Here is a 17,663-nt window from a genome sequence, read left to right as displayed (position 1 = left end):
AAGGTTAATTGATGGGGTTAGCGCAAGCGAAGCTCTTGATCGAAGCCCCGGTAAACGGCGGCCGTAACTATAACGGTCCTAAGGTAGCGAAATTCCTTGTCGGGTAAGTTCCGACCTGCACGAATGGCGTAATGATGGCCACGCTGTCTCCACCCGAGACTCAGTGAAATTGAAATCGCTGTGAAGATGCAGTGTACCCGCGGCTAGACGGAAAGACCCCGTGAACCTTTACTACAGCTTGGCACTGAACATTGAACCTACATGTGTAGGATAGGTGGGAGGCTATGAAGACGTGACGCTAGTTGCGTTGGAGCCGTCCTTGAAATACCACCCTTGTATGTTTGATGTTCTAACTTAGACCCGTTATCCGGGTTGAGGACAGTGCCTGGTGGGTAGTTTGACTGGGGCGGTCTCCTCCCAAAGAGTAACGGAGGAGCACGAAGGTGGGCTAATCACGGTTGGACATCGTGAGGTTAGTGCAATGGCATAAGCCCGCTTAACTGCGAGAATGACGGTTCGAGCAGGTGCGAAAGCAGGTCATAGTGATCCGGTGGTTCTGTATGGAAGGGCCATCGCTCAACGGATAAAAGGTACTCCGGGGATAACAGGCTGATACCGCCCAAGAGTTCATATCGACGGCGGTGTTTGGCACCTCGATGTCGGCTCATCACATCCTGGGGCTGAAGTCGGTCCCAAGGGTATGGCTGTTCGCCATTTAAAGTGGTACGCGAGCTGGGTTTAGAACGTCGTGAGACAGTTCGGTCCCTATCTGCCGTGGGCGTTGGAAGATTGAAGGGGGCTGCTCCTAGTACGAGAGGACCGGAGTGGACGAACCTCTGGTGTTCGGGTTGTGTCGCCAGACGCATTGCCCGGTAGCTAAGTTCGGAATCGATAACCGCTGAAAGCATCTAAGCGGGAAGCGAGCCCTGAGATGAGTCTTCCCTGACAGTTTAACTGTCCTAAAGGGTTGTTCGAGACTAGAACGTTGATAGGCAGGGTGTGTAAGCGTTGTGAGGCGTTGAGCTAACCTGTACTAATTGCCCGTGAGGCTTAACCATACAACACCCAAGGGGTTTTGTAGTGGACTCAAAGCTAAGCGCATAAGAATGTGTGTGAGAACGAAGACAGCTTTCCAGATTATTCTCTAGAAATAGAGAGAAAGAATTTGCTTGGCGACCATAGCGTTTTGGACCCACCTGACTCCATCCCGAACTCAGAAGTGAAACGAAACAGCGTCGATGGTAGTGTGGGGTTTCCCCATGTGAGAGTAGAACATCGCCAGGCTTTAATTTAGCACCAAGCGCTAACCAATGCGGAGCGGTAGTTCAGTTGGTTAGAATACCGGCCTGTCACGCCGGGGGTCGCGGGTTCGAGTCCCGTCCGCTCCGCCACTTATTTGAGAAACCCAGTCTTCGGACTGGGTTTTTTGTTATGGGGAGAAAGCACTATCACTCCGATACTCTTACTCCTCCCTCGAGGTCTTATTCTCATCTTCTTCTTTCTTATCTTCTTTTTCTATTTTGTACACCAGTATCCTTTTATCAACGCTGTTGCACTTTAATTCAAATGACCGTTTAGCAGTTGCTTGCGTGCAGAGGAATACGTTTTGTGCCGTTTACCTAGAGTTATCACAATTTGGGGATGTAGAATTGAGATAGCAAAAAGCCGAGGTTTTGGGCATCGGCTAAAGGAGATGTGCACGGCTTCTAGTGTTCTGTCTACAAAATTTGTTTCTAATAGGTTGTTAAGAGCCGTAAGTAGGCATGCTAGTCGCTGAGTTAGACTTGTTCACCGCTTCATACTCTCCATATGAGAAGCATGTTGATGCTTTTGTATTTTGCTTGAATCATTGCTGAGCGCTAACAACATAATAAACTGTAGGTAATAAAAAAGCCGTAGTGTGATAAGTACACTGCGGCTTTTTAGCAAAGAAAGGTAATTTCTAGTTGTGATTCTCTTGTTGAGTCAGAGGTTGTTCCATTTCGGGGTTGAGCTCTGCTTGCATTGCTTTCTCGGTTTTTTTCGCTTTTTCAATCATCGGAGTAATGGTTGAGCCTTGTACTAGAATTGAAAAAACAACCACAGCATAGGTCATTACGAGAATCAGCTCTTTAACATCGATCAGCTTCTCTGGGATGACCATGATTCCTGAAGGGATAGAAAGTGCCATTGCTAAGGCTAAGCCGCCACGCAATCCACCCCAAGTCAAAATGCGAATCGACCAAGGGTTATAGGTACGGTAGCGTTTAAATCCAATATAAGAGACAAACACACTCAGATAACGGCCACATAGAACGGCAGGTACAGCGAATGCCATTAAAATCCAGTCTTCTTGGTGGAATTCAAACAGCAACATCGACATGCCGATCAGTAGGAACAAGACGCCGTTGAGGAACTCATCGACCAATTCCCAGAAGTGATCGAGATGCTCTTCACTCTCTTTTGAGAAGCCAATAAAACGAGTCCAGTTACCAATCATGATGCCCGATACCACCATCGCTAATGGGCCTGATACATGGATAACATCGGCAAATACATATCCAGCCGTTGGTATGCCGATAGTGAGGAGTAGCTCCATCGAGTGGTCATCGGTTGCTGAAATTAAGTAATGGAAGACTAATCCTAGTAAGAATCCATAGACCATGCCCCCAATTGCTTCTTGAATGAAGAGTAGGGTTACACTACCAATCGTAGGTGTTTCATGCCCGAAAGCGATGGTAAAGATAGTCACGAAAATAACTAGACCGAAACCATCATTGAACAGTGATTCCCCTTCAATTTGCGTTGAAATTCGTTTCGGTGCTTTTAGCTTTTTCACAATTGCGAGTACCGCGATTGGGTCGGTAGGGGAAATGAGAGCTCCAAATAACAAGCAATATACGAGATCGAATTGGATTCCGATGAGCTGACAGAAACCGTACAGTGCAAAACCGATAAAGAAAGTGGAAAATAAAGTCGCGCCGAGAGCGAGTACCGCAATTTCCCATTTTTGATCTTTTAGATTGGGTAGCTTGATACCTAAACCACCTGCAAATAGTAGGAATCCCAGGATTCCTTTGAGTAGGAAATTCTCAAAGTTTATGCTGGTGACAGTCTCTGTTGCGATTTGAGTGAGATGAAACCAGTCGTTTTGGCCTGCGATCAAGATCAGTAGAGACAGCATCATAGAACCTGCTGTGATAGCGATAGTAGTCTGCATTTTGCTGATCTTGCTATTTAAAAACGCGATCAACATGGCTGCTGCAGAGAGGAAGCACAAAGTGTAGTAGACGGACATTCTCTTCTCAGTGTATGTAACAATTTGTGAACGAAATTGTCTTTCTCTGGCGAATAAATAGCAAATACTTTTTTATAGCACAGGGCTTAGCTCACACGCAGAATAGTCTAGTCAATTTAATCGATTTTTAGACGTCTAGATTTCTGAATTTTGTGTGATAGGATGTGGCAACAGCAAAAGGAATGAGGCGGTATTGTGGGAATAGAAGTAAGACAGCAACTTGAGCAACAATTGAAACAGCGTATCCTACTGATTGATGGTGGTATGGGTACTATGATTCAGAGTTATAAGTTACAAGAGGAAGACTATCGTGGTGCACGATTCGCGGATTGGCACTGTGATCTAAAAGGAAATAACGACCTCTTAGTGCTTACTCAGCCACAAATCATTAAAGATATTCACTCGGCTTATCTTGAAGCTGGGGCGGATATTCTCGAAACCAACACGTTTAACTCCACCACGATTGCCATGGCTGACTATGACATGCAATCGCTCAGTGACGAGATTAACTTTGCTGCTGCCAAACTAGCGCGTGAAGTCGCCGATGAGTGGACAACCAAAGATCCTAGCAGACCTCGTTATGTTGCCGGCGTGCTTGGGCCAACCAATCGTACTTGTTCGATCTCTCCTGATGTCAACGATCCGGGATTTCGTAATGTCACATTTGATCAACTTGTGCAGGCGTATTCGGAGTCTACCCGCGCTTTGATAAAGGGTGGCAGTGATCTGATCTTGATTGAAACTATCTTCGATACACTCAATGCCAAAGCGTGTGCGTTTGCGGTTGATAGTGTGTTTGAAGAATTGGGCATCCGCTTACCTGTGATGATTTCCGGTACGATTACCGATGCGTCTGGGCGTACGTTGTCTGGACAAACGACGGAAGCTTTCTACAACGCATTGCGTCATGTTCGGCCGATTTCGTTTGGCTTGAACTGCGCATTAGGCCCAGATGAGTTGCGCCAGTATGTGGAAGAGCTTTCACGCATTTCTGAATGCTATGTTTCCGCGCACCCCAATGCGGGATTACCAAATGCGTTCGGTGAATACGATCTCTCTGCCAAAGAGATGGCGGAGCATATTGCGGAATGGGCACAAGCGGGTTTTCTTAACTTAGTCGGTGGTTGCTGTGGTACGACACCTGAGCATATCGCGGCGATGGCCAAGGCCGTCGAGGGTGTGAAACCAAGGGCTTTACCCGAGCTGAAAGTGGAATGTCATCTCTCGGGGTTAGAGCCGCTGAATATTGGCCCTGAAACACTGTTTGTTAACGTTGGGGAACGGACAAACGTCACCGGTTCAGCGCGTTTTAAGCGTTTAATTAAAGAAGAGCAATACGATGAGGCGTTGGATGTCGCGCGTGAGCAGGTAGAAAACGGCGCGCAGATCATCGATATCAACATGGATGAAGGCATGTTGGATGCGGAAGCCTGCATGGTGCGCTTCCTTAATCTATGTGCCTCTGAACCTGAAATCTCCAAAGTTCCCGTGATGGTCGACTCCTCGAAATGGGAAGTCATTGAAGCAGGGCTGAAATGCATTCAGGGTAAAGGCATCGTCAACTCTATTTCTCTAAAAGAAGGCAAAGAGAAGTTTATTGCCCAAGCCAAATTGGTGCGTCGCTATGGTGCTGCCGTGATTGTGATGGCGTTTGACGAAGTGGGCCAAGCCGATACCCGTGAGCGCAAATTGGAGATCTGTCGTCGGGCTTACCATATTCTGGTCGATGAGGTGGGCTTCCCGCCAGAAGATATTATTTTCGACCCTAACATCTTTGCCGTTGCGACAGGGATTGATGAGCATAATAACTACGCACTGGACTTCATTAATGCGGTGGCGGACATTAAGCGTGAACTGCCGCATGCGATGATTTCTGGCGGTGTATCGAACGTTTCCTTCTCTTTCCGCGGCAACAACTATGTGCGTGAAGCGATCCATGCTGTTTTCCTTTATCACTGCTTCAAACACGGCATGGACATGGGGATTGTCAACGCTGGGCAGCTTGAGATTTATGACAACGTGCCGCTGAAACTGCGTGAGGCAGTGGAAGATGTGATCCTCAATCGACGTAGCGATGGTACGGAAAGATTGCTTGAAATTGCCGAAGCGTATCGCGAAAACAGTGTCGGTAAAGAAGAGGATGCTTCTGCGTTAGAGTGGCGCGCATGGCCAGTGGCTAAGCGCCTAGAGCATGCTTTAGTCAAAGGCATCACCGAATTTATTGTGCAAGATACCGAAGAGGCGCGCCAGCAAGCCAGTAAACCGCTGGAAGTGATTGAAGGGCCGTTGATGGATGGCATGAACGTAGTCGGCGACTTGTTCGGTGAAGGGAAAATGTTCCTGCCGCAAGTCGTGAAATCAGCGCGCGTAATGAAACAAGCGGTGGCTTATCTCGAACCTTTCATTAACGCCCAAAAAAGTGGTAGTACCTCCAATGGCAAAATTTTGCTGGCGACCGTGAAAGGGGATGTGCACGATATCGGCAAGAACATTGTTGGCGTCGTGCTGCAGTGTAATAACTTCGAGATTATTGACCTTGGTGTGATGGTGCCTTGTGAGCAGATCCTCAAAGTCGCGCGCGAGAAAAATGTCGATATCATCGGTCTCTCTGGGCTTATCACACCGTCTTTGGATGAGATGGTGCACGTGGCGAAAGAGATGGAGCGACAAGGGTTTGAGCTGCCACTCTTGATTGGTGGGGCAACGACCTCTAAAGCGCATACCGCGGTGAAAATCGAACAGAATTATCATGCGCCTGTGGTGTACGTGAATAACGCATCGCGTGCGGTGGGGGTGTGTACTTCGCTGTTGTCTGATGAGCTGCGTCCCGGATTTATCGAGCGGTTGGATCTCGATTACGAGCGCACGCGCGATCAGCATGCGCGTAAAACCCCCAAATCTCGCCCAGTGACCTTAGAGCAGGCACGAGCCAATAAAGCCGCGATCGATTGGGCGAGTTATACGCCACCCGCTCCGGCTAAACCAGGCGTGCATGTATTTGAGAACATACCGTTAGCAACGTTACGTCCTTATATCGACTGGACGCCTTTCTTTATGACCTGGTCGTTAATGGGCAAATACCCTGCCATTTTGGATCATGAAGAGGTCGGTGAAGAAGCCAAACGTCTATTTCATGATGCCAATGCCTTGCTTGATAAAGTGGAGCGAGAAGGGTTGCTGAAAGCCAGCGGTATGTGTGCACTGTTTCCAGCAGCGAGCGTGGGTGATGACATTGAGGTGTACAGTGATGAATCGCGTACGCAAGTGGCGCATGTGCTGTACAACTTGCGTCAGCAGACCGAAAAGCCGAAAGGAGCCAACTACTGTTTGTCAGACTATGTCGCTCCGAAAGAGAGTGGTAAGCGCGATTGGATTGGCGCGTTTGCGGTGACAGGTGGCATTGGTGAGCGAGCTTTGGCCGATGCTTATAAAGCGCAAGGCGATGATTACAATGCGATCATGATCCAAGCGGTGGCCGATCGTTTGGCGGAAGCCTTTGCGGAATATCTGCATGAAAAAATGCGTAAAGAGATTTGGGGCTACGCGAGCGATGAAAATCTTTCCAATGATGAGCTGATCCGCGAGCGTTATCAGGGGATTCGACCAGCGCCTGGTTATCCTGCCTGTCCAGAGCACACCGAGAAAGCGACCTTGTGGCAGATGCTGAATGTTGAAGAGACCATCGGCATGTCACTGACCACTAGCTATGCGATGTGGCCGGGCGCTTCGGTATCCGGTTGGTATTTCTCGCATCCTGATTCTCGCTATTTTGCGGTCGCGCAGATCCAACAAGATCAGCTGCACAGCTACGCTGAGCGTAAAGGCTGGAGTTTGCAAGAAGCCGAAAAATGGCTAGCGCCTAACCTTGATGCTTAATCAATAAAACAGTAATCCACAATAACAAGAGGCCACATTATGTGGCCTCTTAGTTTTTATCTCTTGGCGAGTTGAGTTTTATTCTTGCTCAAACAGCTCTTTATGCAGCTTCTGAACCGCTTGCTTAGAGACAGATTCATGCAGCAAGAAGCAGAGGTTGTGTGCGCTCGCGCCATAACAGATCATGCGTAGATTGTAATCTTCCAGCACGCCGAACACTTGTTTTGCGTAGCCGCGGCTCTCTTTCATCTTGTTACCAATCAAGGCAATCAAGCACAGGTTGTATTCCACTTCTACGGTACACAGCTCTTCCAATTCGGTACGCACCGCTTCTGGCAATTCTGGCGCACCACCGGAGGTATCGGTTTTATCCAGTGTCAGTGACACACTGATTTCTGAGGTGGTGATCAGATCGACCGAAATCTTATGCTTGGCGAGAATTTCAAACACTTTGGCGAGGAAGCCGTAAGCGTGGAACATCTGCGCGCTACGCAGTGTCACCATGGTTTGATTGCAACGTAATGCGAGTGCGCGATACAGCGGCGCGCTTTCGACTTGTTTACGGATCCAAGTGCCACCTTTTTCTGGTTCTTTTGAAGAGCCAACAAACACCGGAATGCCATGACGTACCGCTGGAAGCAAGGTGGATGGATGCAAAATCTTGGCACCAAAATTGGCCATTTCTGAGGCTTCGCTAAAGCTTATCTCAGGAATCGGCGCTGCTTTTGGCGCGATACGTGGATCGGTACTGTAGATCCCCGGTACGTCAGTCCAAATTTCCAAGCCACAAGCTTGCACGGCTTCGGCAATCAAAGCGGCTGAATAATCACTGCCACCACGACCTAAAGTGGTGGTATTACCTTGGGCGTCAGAGCCAATAAAGCCTTGAGTCACCACGACATACTGCTCACATAATGGAACCAGTTTTTCTTTGGCCAACTGAGCGATTTCTGCCAATTGTGGTTCAGCACGACCGTAGTGGTCATCCGTACGTAGCACTTCACGAATGTCGAAACGTACCGCATCAACACCACGCTCACGCATCAGTTGAGCCAAGATATAAGTAGAAATCAGCTCACCACACGCTACTAAGTGGTCGGTCAGTTTCTTGCTCGATTGAAATGAGGCGGCTTCCGCTGCACTGGCTACGGAGTCCAATACCGCTTTGACTTCTTTCTCGACGCGGGTTGGATCCGCGAGCTGGTCGATAATGACATAATGGATATCAGCCAGTTGTTGCAAAATCGCTTGGCGGCGTTCAGCAGATGCAACGCCATTGGCCAGTTCGACCAATAAATTGGTCACGCCAGAGCAGGCGCTGCTAACGACTAAGCGTGTTTGTGGATTGTTTTCGATAATGGCCGAACAACGGCTCATGGCTTCAAAGTTGGCGACACTAGTACCACCAAATTTGGCGACGTTAAATGTGCTCACGGCAATTCTCCCAGACTTCCTGAAAAACGAGTTGTTGGTAACCCAACGTCCAATGTTGTGAAGAGAGTGTTTTTTAATAGAGCAAAATAGAGGAGTGACTATAGAAAGATTTCCCTCAGAAGCTCTTCATCAGATTCGAGCTGATGACAGTTGAAGGGATTCAGCCCATTCAACCGATAAACCAAAGCCGCAACTTTAATTCACCTCGGCACTACTCCCCCTGAATGTTCTGTTTTGGAGTTGAGGCTCCACAAAACATCTGCCTGGGCAGTGCTCCTCTTCTGCTAGATAGCTCACACATTGAACGGTGTTGGTGAAATCTTGTCAACGACAAAATGTTCCAAAAGTGCAAATAAAAATGCATTAGTGTGACAACGATTAACACTCTGGACATAGGTCGAATTGTTGCTGCAACTTAATTGCATTACTCTGATGGTTCTGGTCGCCACAACAAGGAGTCGTTATGACTATTCGTAGCTTTATCCCCCCGCATCGGATTTTGATGGGGCCGGGGCCTTCTGATATTCCGCCACAAGTTCTGCAAGCGCTCAGCCGCCCCACCGTTGGTCATCTTGATCCTCTGTTTATCGGTATGATGGATGAGCTGAAACAGCTGTTGAAATATGCCTTCCAAACTGAAAACGAATTCACGATTGCTGTTTCTGCGCCGGGCAGTGCGGGTATGGAAGCCTGTTTTGTTAACCTTGTAGAGCCTGGCGATAAAGTGATTGTGTGTCGCAATGGGGTGTTTGGTGAGCGGATGCGCGATAACGCTGTGCGTTGTGGGGCAGACGTTGTGGTGGTTGATGATGAATGGGGTTGCCCAGTCGGCGTTGAAAAAGTGCAAGCCGCGATACATGAGCATCCGGATGCGAAAATACTGGCTTTTGTACAAGCAGAAACTTCAACCGGAGCCTTAAGTGATGCGCAAGCGTTAGGTGCTCTAGCGAAGCAGCATGGCCTGCTGACGATTGTCGATGCGGTGACTTCGCTTGGCGGTGTTCCCCTGCTGGTGGATGAGTGGCAACTGGATGCGGTGTATTCTGGCAGTCAAAAATGCCTCTCTTGTGTGCCAGGTTTGGCTCCGTTGACGTTTTCACCTCGTGCAATTGAGAAGATTCAATCACGTAAAACGCCGATTCAAAGCTGGTTCCTCGATCAGAGCTTGGTGTTAGGTTATTGGAGTGGCGCAGGCAAACGCAGCTATCACCATACCGCTCCGGTTAATAGCTTGTACGCGCTGCATGAAGCGCTGCTGATTTTACAGCAGGAAGGGTTAGAGCAAGCGTGGCAGCGCCATCGTGTGATGCACGACAAGCTTAAACAAGGTTTAGAGCAACTGGGCTTTAAGTTTGTGGTGGCAGAGCCGTATCGTTTGCCGCAGTTGAACGCGATTTATGTGCCGGAAGGCATTGATGAAGCGAAAGTGCGCAGCCATCTGCTCAATGAATACAATTTAGAAATTGGTGCAGGGCTTGGGGCATTGGCTGGCAAAGCATGGCGGATTGGCGTAATGGGCTACGGTGCGCGCTCGGAAAACATTGCGTTATGTTTGCGCGCACTGGAAGAGTCACTGCGTTAATGCAAAGCGGTGTGAGATAGAAATCAGGGTGGCTTAGGCCACCCTGATTCGATCTGAGATTAAGGTGTTGCCGCTGAGGGGGCTTGTTCTGCGCCGGATGCGGTGCTTGTTGCCTTTGCGGGCGCTTGGTATTGGACGGTGCTGAAATCCTGATTGGGGAACAGAAATTCCGCTTCAGTGCGAATTTGCTGCGCGCGGCTAGCATCTCCCAATCCTTGGTAGGCTAAGATCAGGTTGGTATAGAAGGCTGGGCGTGGTGTGTGTTGAATCACCCGCAATGACCAATCTACATAAGGTTGAATGAGCTCTGCCTTTTGCTCATACAATCCAAGTTGTAGATAGGTGCTGTAGACATCCCAATCAAATCGATCTTGCCAGACTAAGGGGTTGGTGACTTGCTTGAGGAGTTCAGGATCGCGCGGTTGCGATTTTTCAAACTGAGTGAGCACATAGTTAGTATGTAGCGCGGTGACCATATACAGGCTAGTCACAATCGGCAAGACCAGACTCGTAATACGTAGCAAAGACTTACTCAGTGTTGAAAAATGTGCCAAACGATAGCGAGCCACCCGCTGATCAACCCAATAAATCAAGAGAATAAACGTGACCCAGTGAATGGCTGAGTGGTAAAACGGATACTCTAATTGAGCGTGTAAAGCGATTGGTACAAACAGAGCTAACATGGCTAAGCGAGTACCCCGCTTGGCGGCATAGATACGTAAAGCGCATAGACAGGCGGCGAGCAATATGCCTAGCACAGGCAGTAAACCTCCCTCAACGCCCCAATACAAAATCTCATTATGTGGGTGATCCATCGAGGCTAATCCAGGAGGATAGCTACTGTTTAATTGGTGCTGACGTGCCGTGTAAAGCAGATATTGCGCTTCAAACGCGCCATAGCCGTATCCGGTAAATGGCTTCTCGGTAATCATGTCGATGGTTTGTGGAAAAGTGTAGCGCCGTGGGCTTTCTAAATCGGTTTTGTTTTCCACAAAACCAGATGTTCCTTGGCTGTACATGGCTGCAAATCCGGCGCCAATACCTAATGCAATAGCCAAAAGCCAGAGATTAAAGCGTTGGCGTGATGCGAATCGATAAAGATAAGGACTGACTAAAGCAATGCTCAAGACACTGGCAATCCATCCGGTGCGCGAGGCTAGTACCACTAAAAGAGGTGCTGTAAGTAGTGGTGTTAAGTAAAGTATGCCGATTTTGCTCAGTGGAGAGTCGTACTTTTCAGGTTGCCTTGCCAATAAGTAACCTGAGATTACTAAGCCGGTCGCGAGGAAACTCGCCATTACGTTGGGTTGTTGAAAAATACCATACGGTCGATTGGCAGTCGTGTCGTAACCAAACGGATTGCCCGGCGCTAACCAAAAATACTGGATAAGTCCAATCACAGCCTCAATCAGAGTCGCTAACAAGATGAACCAAAGTAAACGTTGCTTATGCTTGTTGCTAAACCGAAATTGTTGCAGCACAACAAACAGGGTAAATCCGGTCCATAGGCCGACTAAACGACTGAGCACATTTACCCCATCGGCATTTGAGTAAAAAATCGGCAAAGTTAACAAGGTACAGCTAAGCCACAATCCTATGGTGAGCTTTGAATAGCGGAGAGCTTGGTTGTTGGCAAGCTGATATAAACCAATCGCTAAGGTAATGCTCAGGGCGATCCACGTGGTATTGTTAAAGGAGAGAGCGAGCCCAGCTCCGCCTGGATTGGGCATGAAGAAATGCATAGCAACGAGGTACAAAATTGCTAATGAGAAAAGAAACGGTTTATTGAGTGGAAGGCTGGGCGTATGTGGCTCTAACCGGGTCCCACTTAATAGCAAAGTTGCCATGCAGTTCACCTTAAAAAAGAAACCAGCGCAGAGTTCGCTGGTTTCGATACTTTAGCCTTTTTTTCTAATTCAACAAAGGCTTGAGGAAGCGTGCGGTGTGCGAAGCTTCGACCTGCGCCACATCTTCTGGAGTTCCCTCTGCAATAATTAGCCCCCCACCTTGGCCGCCTTCTGGGCCTAAGTCGACAATCCAATCCGCGGTTTTGATCACATCCAAGTTATGTTCTATCACCACGACCGTGTTGCCATGATTACGTAGGCGATGCAGTACAGTAAGCAGTTGTTGAATATCGTGGAAGTGTAGTCCCGTGGTTGGCTCATCCAAGATATATAAGGTTTTGCCAGTATCGCGTTTGGAAAGCTCGCGCGCTAGCTTCACCCGCTGCGCTTCACCACCGGAGAGCGTTGTTGCTGATTGACCGAGACGAACATAAGACAGCCCGACATCCATCAGTGTTTGCAGTTTACGCGCAATCACTGGAACTGGGTCAAAGAATTCACGTGCATCTTCTACGGTCATCTCAAGCACTTCATCAATGGTGCGACCTTTGTAACGAACTTCCAACGTTTCACGGTTATAGCGTTTGCCTTTACAGACATCACACGGAACATACACATCCGGTAAGAAGTGCATTTCAACTTTGATCACACCATCACCTTGACATGCTTCACAGCGCCCACCACGCACGTTGAAGCTAAAGCGACCTGGCTGATAACCACGAGAGCGTGACTCTTGCGTTCCGGCAAACAATTCACGGATCGGGGTAAAGATGCCCGTGTAAGTTGCGGGGTTGGAGCGGGGAGTGCGGCCGATTGGGCTCTGATTAATATCGATCACTTTGTCAAAGTGCTCTAGGCCTTGGATCGCACGATAAGGTGCTGGTGTGGCGGTCGTGGCGCCATTGAGTGCAGTATGTGCGATCTTAAAGAAGGTGTCATTGATCAGGGTTGATTTACCGGAACCCGAAACGCCCGTCACACAGGTAAACAGACCGACAGGGATCGACAAATCGACATTCTTCAGGTTATTCCCTACCGCGCCTTTCAGTTCAACGGTTTTGCTCTTATCGCGTGGCGTTCGTTCAGTTGGTACGGCAATTTTTTTCGTGCCACTGAGATACTGGCCAGTTAATGAGTTCGGGTTGGCAATAATTTCATCGACATTACCTTCGGCAACCACCATGCCTCCGTGTACTCCTGCACCTGGGCCAATGTCGATAACATGATCCGCCATACGAATCGCATCTTCATCATGCTCAACCACTAAAACGGTATTACCGAGATTGCGTAAGTGGGTCAGGGTTTGTAGCAAACGTTCGTTGTCACGTTGGTGGAGACCTATCGAGGGTTCATCAAGGACATACATCACCCCAACTAACCCTGCACCGATCTGGCTTGCTAATCGAATGCGCTGTGCTTCACCACCGGAGAGGGTTTCGGCGCTGCGTGACAAGTTTAAGTAGTTGAGGCCCACGTTGACCAAAAATTGCAGACGATCATTGATCTCTTTCATCACTTTTTCTGCAATTTGTGCACGTTGACCTTCGAGTTTCAGCTCTTGGAAAAACGTCAGCGCGTCGGCAATACTCAGCTCAACAATGGTCGGCAGCGCAGTATCATTGATAAACACATTGCGTGCTTCAATTTTCAAACGTGTGCCATCACAGCTACCACAAGGTTTGTTGGAGATGTATTTTGCGAGATCTTCACGCACAGAATTGGATTCAGTATCGCGATAACGGCGCTCCAGATTATGCAAAATGCCTTCAAAAGCATGTTTTTTGAGGCGGATATCTCCGCGATCATTGATGTACTTAAATTCAATCTCGGTACGGCCAGAGCCGTGTAGGATGATGTCCTGAATCTTTTTACTCAGCTTATTGAAGGGCGTGTGCAGGTCAAAGTCGTAGTGCTCAGCCAGCGCAGTCAGCATCTGGAAATAATAAAAGTTCTTTTGATCCCAGCCACGAATTGCCCCTTGCGCCAAACTTAAGTTGGCATCTTGGATCACTCGATCTGGATCGAAATACTGTTGTACTCCTAAACCATCACAGGTTGGGCAAGCACCGGCTGGGTTGTTGAAAGAGAACAGGCGCGGTTCAAGCTCGCGCATGCTGTAACCACAATGTGGACAAGCAAAGTTGGCTGAGAAAATCTGCTCTTCGCCTTCACCCTCCATAGGCGCTACCACCACGATTCCGCCGGAAAGTTCTAAGGCTGTTTCAAAGGACTCGGCCAAGCGCTGCTGCAGATCACTGCGCACTTTGAAACGGTCGACAATTACTTCAATGGTGTGTTTCTTATGCAGTTCGAGTTTTGGTGGATCGGTAAGGTCGCAGGTTTCACCATCGATCCGTGCACGAATAAATCCTTGAGCCGCTAAGTTTTCCAATGTCTTAACGTGTTCGCCTTTACGCTCTTTGACTATGGTGGCCAGCAGCATCATTTTGCTACCTTCGGGCAACTCCAGAACCTTGTCGACCATTTGGCTTACCGTTTGTGCTTTGAGTGGCACTTGGTGCTCAGGACAGCGTGGCTCGCCGACTCGGGCATAAAGCAGACGCAAATAGTCGTACACTTCCGTAATAGTCCCAACGGTAGAGCGTGGGTTATGGGAAGTGGACTTTTGCTCAATCGAAATCGCGGGCGATAACCCTTCAATGTGGTCAACATCCGGCTTTTCCATTAGGGAAAGGAATTGACGCGCGTAAGCTGAAAGGGACTCGACATAACGTCGTTGGCCTTCTGCATATAACGTATCAAAAGCCAGAGATGACTTACCTGAGCCAGAAAGGCCAGTGATGACAATCAGCTTGTCACGAGGAATGGTCAGGTTGATATTTTTGAGGTTGTGGGTACGAGCGCCGCGTACTTCGATTTTGTCCATCTGTGGTTTGCTCTTTGCTAAACGAAGTGCAGCAAGTATTACATAGCGTGAACAAAGTGCAAGTGAATACTGGATAAAAAAACAGTTATCTTGAAAATGAAAAAGCCAATGGATAGCGTTACCCATTGGCTTTGAAAATCACGTTTTAACTAAGAATTACTGACCTTTGTGCGTTGATTGCTTGGCAAGTTCAACTTTTTGGTCATTCTTCTTGTACATATTTTCGTAGCAGAAGTTGGTCGCTTCGATATAGCCTTCTACACTACCGCAGTCAAAGCGTTTACCTTTGAATTTGTAGGCGAGTACACAACCTGCTTTAGCTTGTTTCAGCAGAGCGTCAGTGATTTGAATTTCGCCACCTTTGCCTGGTTCCGTTTGTTCAATCAGATCAAAAATATCCGGAGTTAGGATGTAGCGTCCGATAATCGCAAGATTACTTGGCGCGGTACCCGGTTCTGGTTTTTCCACCATGTTATCCACGCGAAACAGATCGTCTTTGATCATCTCACCGGCAATCACACCATATTTGTGGGTTTCATTTTCAGGGACTTCTTGTACCGCAACGATAGAGCAGCGGAACTGTTTGTACAGTGCGACCATTTGTGCCAAGACACCTTGCTGTTCATTGACACACAAGTCATCCGCTAAAACCACGGCAAACGGCTCATCACCGACCAGCTCTTTGCCCGTTAAAATAGCGTGACCCAAACCTTTCATTTCGCGTTGGCGAATGAAAGTAAAGTTAGCACTTTCAATGATTTTACGGATATCACCCAACAATTCTTCCTTGTTGGTGCCACGGATCTGGTGCTCTAGCTCGTAGTTCATGTCAAAGTGATCCATGATCGAGTGTTTACCACGACCTGTCACAATACACATACCAGTAATACCTGCTTGAATTGCCTCATCAACGCCGTATTCGATCAATGGCTTGTTGACAACGGGCATCATCTCTTTAGGCATTGATTTCGTTGCTGGTAGGAATCGCGTTCCGTAGCCAGCTGCCGGAAATAGACACTTCTTAATCATAATTTTGCTCTATGGTGTGCGAGGGAGAAATTTTTTGCCGACTCTACCACTTCTTATTGAGGACTGCATTACGTTGGTGTTATCGGCAAAAAAAATGTGTGTGTAGTCGCATTGTTACTACATTTTGGCGCAGAAAATTAGTCAAAAAGCATGGGGTTCAATGTGTTGTGTTTTCACAATAAATTTTGATTGACCCAAGCAATCGCCTTCACTCGATTTTTTACATTCAATTTTTTAAATATTTGATATAGATGAGATTTTACTGTGAACTCACTGATAAACAGACTCTCGGCAATTTGCATGTTTGAAGCGCCAGTTTGTAAGCAGCGCAGGATTTGAATTTCACGAGCGGTAAGGTCAACCGTTGCCTGAGTCTGGTGAGTTTGGAATGCGTAACGATAGTAGTGTAATAGCTGGTTGCTCACATGGCGTGGTAACCAGTTTTGACCATTGATGATCTCTCCAAGCCCATGTGCAATAAACCCCGTATCTTCGTTGGCATAAAACAGCCCTTTAAGGTTACCAAAAGTGAGTAAATCTTCGGTTCTGAGCCGCTTGTCCACATTAAATAGAATGGTTTCAAAATAGGGATTGGTCAGTTTAAGCGGGCCAAGCTGTTGGCGGATTTGGTTATTTTCTGCATGATTAAGCAGCAAAATTTTGTGTTTGTCGGATTGATATTCGCGCAATAATCGCTCTGGCTCAATAATCGGCACGGGAAGGTTTAGCTGTGTGATTGCTGATTGAATTCCAGGTTCCAATGTTTGAGGCTGAGTGGTGAGCAAGTAAATAGTGCGTGCGTAGTTGGTTCGGTGCATGATGAATAACATACCCAGTTGATATGAAACAGTGTACTTAATATGACGAAAAATTATTTTAGGTGCTATGTGATACAAACAGTTTGCGGAGCATCTCAATAGATGAAGTAACCGATAGGTTTATCAGCGGGTTATTTCGGTGAACTACTCTTAAAAATAGGCAAGCAGGAAGAGTGAAACGGTTCACGCGGTAGTGAGAATGGGGGAATTCGATTGGTTCGGGCGGCAAAACGGTGTTATCCTTGCCGACTACTTGAAATTGATAGACATGACTTGATTACGGAGCAAAACATGGCAAGCCGTGGCGTGAACAAAGTAATTTTGATTGGTAACTTAGGCCAAGATCCTGAAGTGCGTTATATGCCAAGCGGCGGCGCAGTGGCGAACATCACCATCGCAACCTCCGAAACTTGGCGTGACAAAACCACTGGTGAGCAGAAAGAGAAAACGGAATGGCACCGTGTGACTCTATACGGAAAACTGGCAGAAGTGGCTGGTGAGTATCTGCGTAAAGGTTCTCAAGTTTATATTGAAGGGCAGCTGCAAACACGTAAGTGGCAAGATCAAAATGGCCAAGATCGCTACTCAACGGAAGTGGTTGTACAAGGTTACAACGGCATCATGCAGATGCTGGGTGGCCGCACTCAACAAGGTGGTATGCCAGCTCAACAGGGCGGCATGAATGCACCACAGCAAGGTGGTTGGGGACAACCTCAGCAGCCGGCTAAGCAGCATCAACCGATGCAACAGGCGGCACCTCAACAGTACGCTCAGCCGCAGTACAATGAACCGCCGATGGATTTTGATGACGACATCCCATTCTAGAATTGCTAATGACGAAAAAAGCCGCGGATCCCGCGGCTTTTTTATATAGTTATCTCAATTGTTTAATGTAAACTTCTCGCCTTTGAGA

General features: G+C 47.8%; 9 protein-coding genes, 1 tRNA gene, 2 rRNA genes and 1 riboswitch (1 of these 13 cut by a window edge). Of the genes, 6 read left to right on the top strand and 6 right to left on the bottom strand.

Going from position 1 to position 17,663, the window contains the following annotated elements; genetic code table 11:
• From VOA_RS16920 to VOA_RS16930, 3 genes are all read left to right on the top strand, one after another.
• Positions 1-1,058, top strand: a 23S ribosomal RNA gene (locus tag VOA_RS16920) (it extends 1,829 nt beyond the left edge of the window).
• A gap of 110 nt (positions 1,059-1,168) precedes the next feature.
• Positions 1,169-1,284 (top strand): 5S ribosomal RNA (gene rrf / locus VOA_RS16925).
• Positions 1,285-1,314: 30 nt separating this feature from the next.
• Positions 1,315-1,391, top strand: a tRNA-Asp gene (locus tag VOA_RS16930).
• A 551-nt stretch (positions 1,392-1,942) separates the two neighbouring features.
• On the opposite strand, the gene VOA_RS16935 is transcribed toward VOA_RS16930, so the two are convergent.
• Positions 1,943-3,277 carry a cation:proton antiporter gene (locus tag VOA_RS16935; protein ID WP_000118238.1) on the bottom strand — a complete coding sequence of 445 codons (1,335 nt, stop codon included), beginning with the start codon at positions 3,275-3,277 and terminating at the stop codon, positions 1,943-1,945.
• 195 nt (positions 3,278-3,472) lie between these two features.
• Here VOA_RS16935 and metH point away from each other — a divergent pair, with 195 nt between their 5' ends.
• Positions 3,473-7,153, top strand: coding sequence for a methionine synthase (gene metH / locus VOA_RS16940; protein WP_000510785.1), 3,681 nt, complete (start codon positions 3,473-3,475; stop codon positions 7,151-7,153).
• 78 nt (positions 7,154-7,231) lie between these two features.
• Here metH and lysC read toward each other — a convergent pair whose 3' ends face one another.
• Complete coding sequence (gene lysC, locus VOA_RS16945) at positions 7,232-8,587, bottom strand: lysine-sensitive aspartokinase 3 (RefSeq protein ID WP_000102979.1); 1,356 nt, start codon at positions 8,585-8,587, stop codon at positions 7,232-7,234.
• A 111-nt stretch (positions 8,588-8,698) separates the two neighbouring features.
• A riboswitch (Lysine riboswitch) is annotated at positions 8,699-8,876 on the bottom strand.
• A gap of 174 nt (positions 8,877-9,050) precedes the next feature.
• Here lysC and VOA_RS16950 point away from each other — a divergent pair.
• Positions 9,051-10,169 (top strand): pyridoxal-phosphate-dependent aminotransferase family protein, encoded by a 1,119-nt coding sequence (locus VOA_RS16950; RefSeq protein WP_000155557.1) that lies wholly within the window; start codon positions 9,051-9,053, stop codon positions 10,167-10,169.
• Between the two features lie 59 nt (positions 10,170-10,228).
• Here VOA_RS16950 and VOA_RS16955 read toward each other — a convergent pair whose 3' ends face one another.
• From VOA_RS16955 to VOA_RS16970, 4 genes are all read right to left on the bottom strand, one after another.
• Complete coding sequence (locus VOA_RS16955) at positions 10,229-12,016, bottom strand: PglL family O-oligosaccharyltransferase (RefSeq protein WP_009355699.1); 1,788 nt, start codon at positions 12,014-12,016, stop codon at positions 10,229-10,231.
• Between the two features lie 64 nt (positions 12,017-12,080).
• The gene (gene uvrA / locus VOA_RS16960) at positions 12,081-14,903 is read right to left on the bottom strand and encodes an excinuclease ABC subunit UvrA (RefSeq protein ID WP_000357707.1); all 2,823 of its coding nucleotides are present in this window, start codon (positions 14,901-14,903) and stop codon (positions 12,081-12,083) included.
• Positions 14,904-15,059: 156 nt separating this feature from the next.
• Positions 15,060-15,932 carry a UTP--glucose-1-phosphate uridylyltransferase GalU gene (galU, locus tag VOA_RS16965; RefSeq protein WP_032468126.1) on the bottom strand — a complete coding sequence of 291 codons (873 nt, stop codon included), beginning with the start codon at positions 15,930-15,932 and terminating at the stop codon, positions 15,060-15,062.
• A gap of 173 nt (positions 15,933-16,105) precedes the next feature.
• Positions 16,106-16,750, bottom strand: coding sequence for a LuxR C-terminal-related transcriptional regulator (locus VOA_RS16970; protein ID WP_000555102.1), 645 nt, complete (start codon positions 16,748-16,750; stop codon positions 16,106-16,108).
• Between the two features lie 291 nt (positions 16,751-17,041).
• Here VOA_RS16970 and VOA_RS16975 point away from each other — a divergent pair, with 291 nt between their 5' ends.
• Entirely contained in the window at positions 17,042-17,575 is a 534-nt protein-coding gene (locus VOA_RS16975; protein ID WP_000168292.1) for a single-stranded DNA-binding protein, read from the top strand.
• Positions 17,576-17,663 lie beyond the last annotated feature (88 nt).

This window comes from Vibrio sp. RC586 (assembly GCF_000176715.1).
Classification (GTDB): domain Bacteria; phylum Pseudomonadota; class Gammaproteobacteria; order Enterobacterales; family Vibrionaceae; genus Vibrio.
This window is presented reverse-complemented; position numbering and strand designations above follow the sequence as displayed.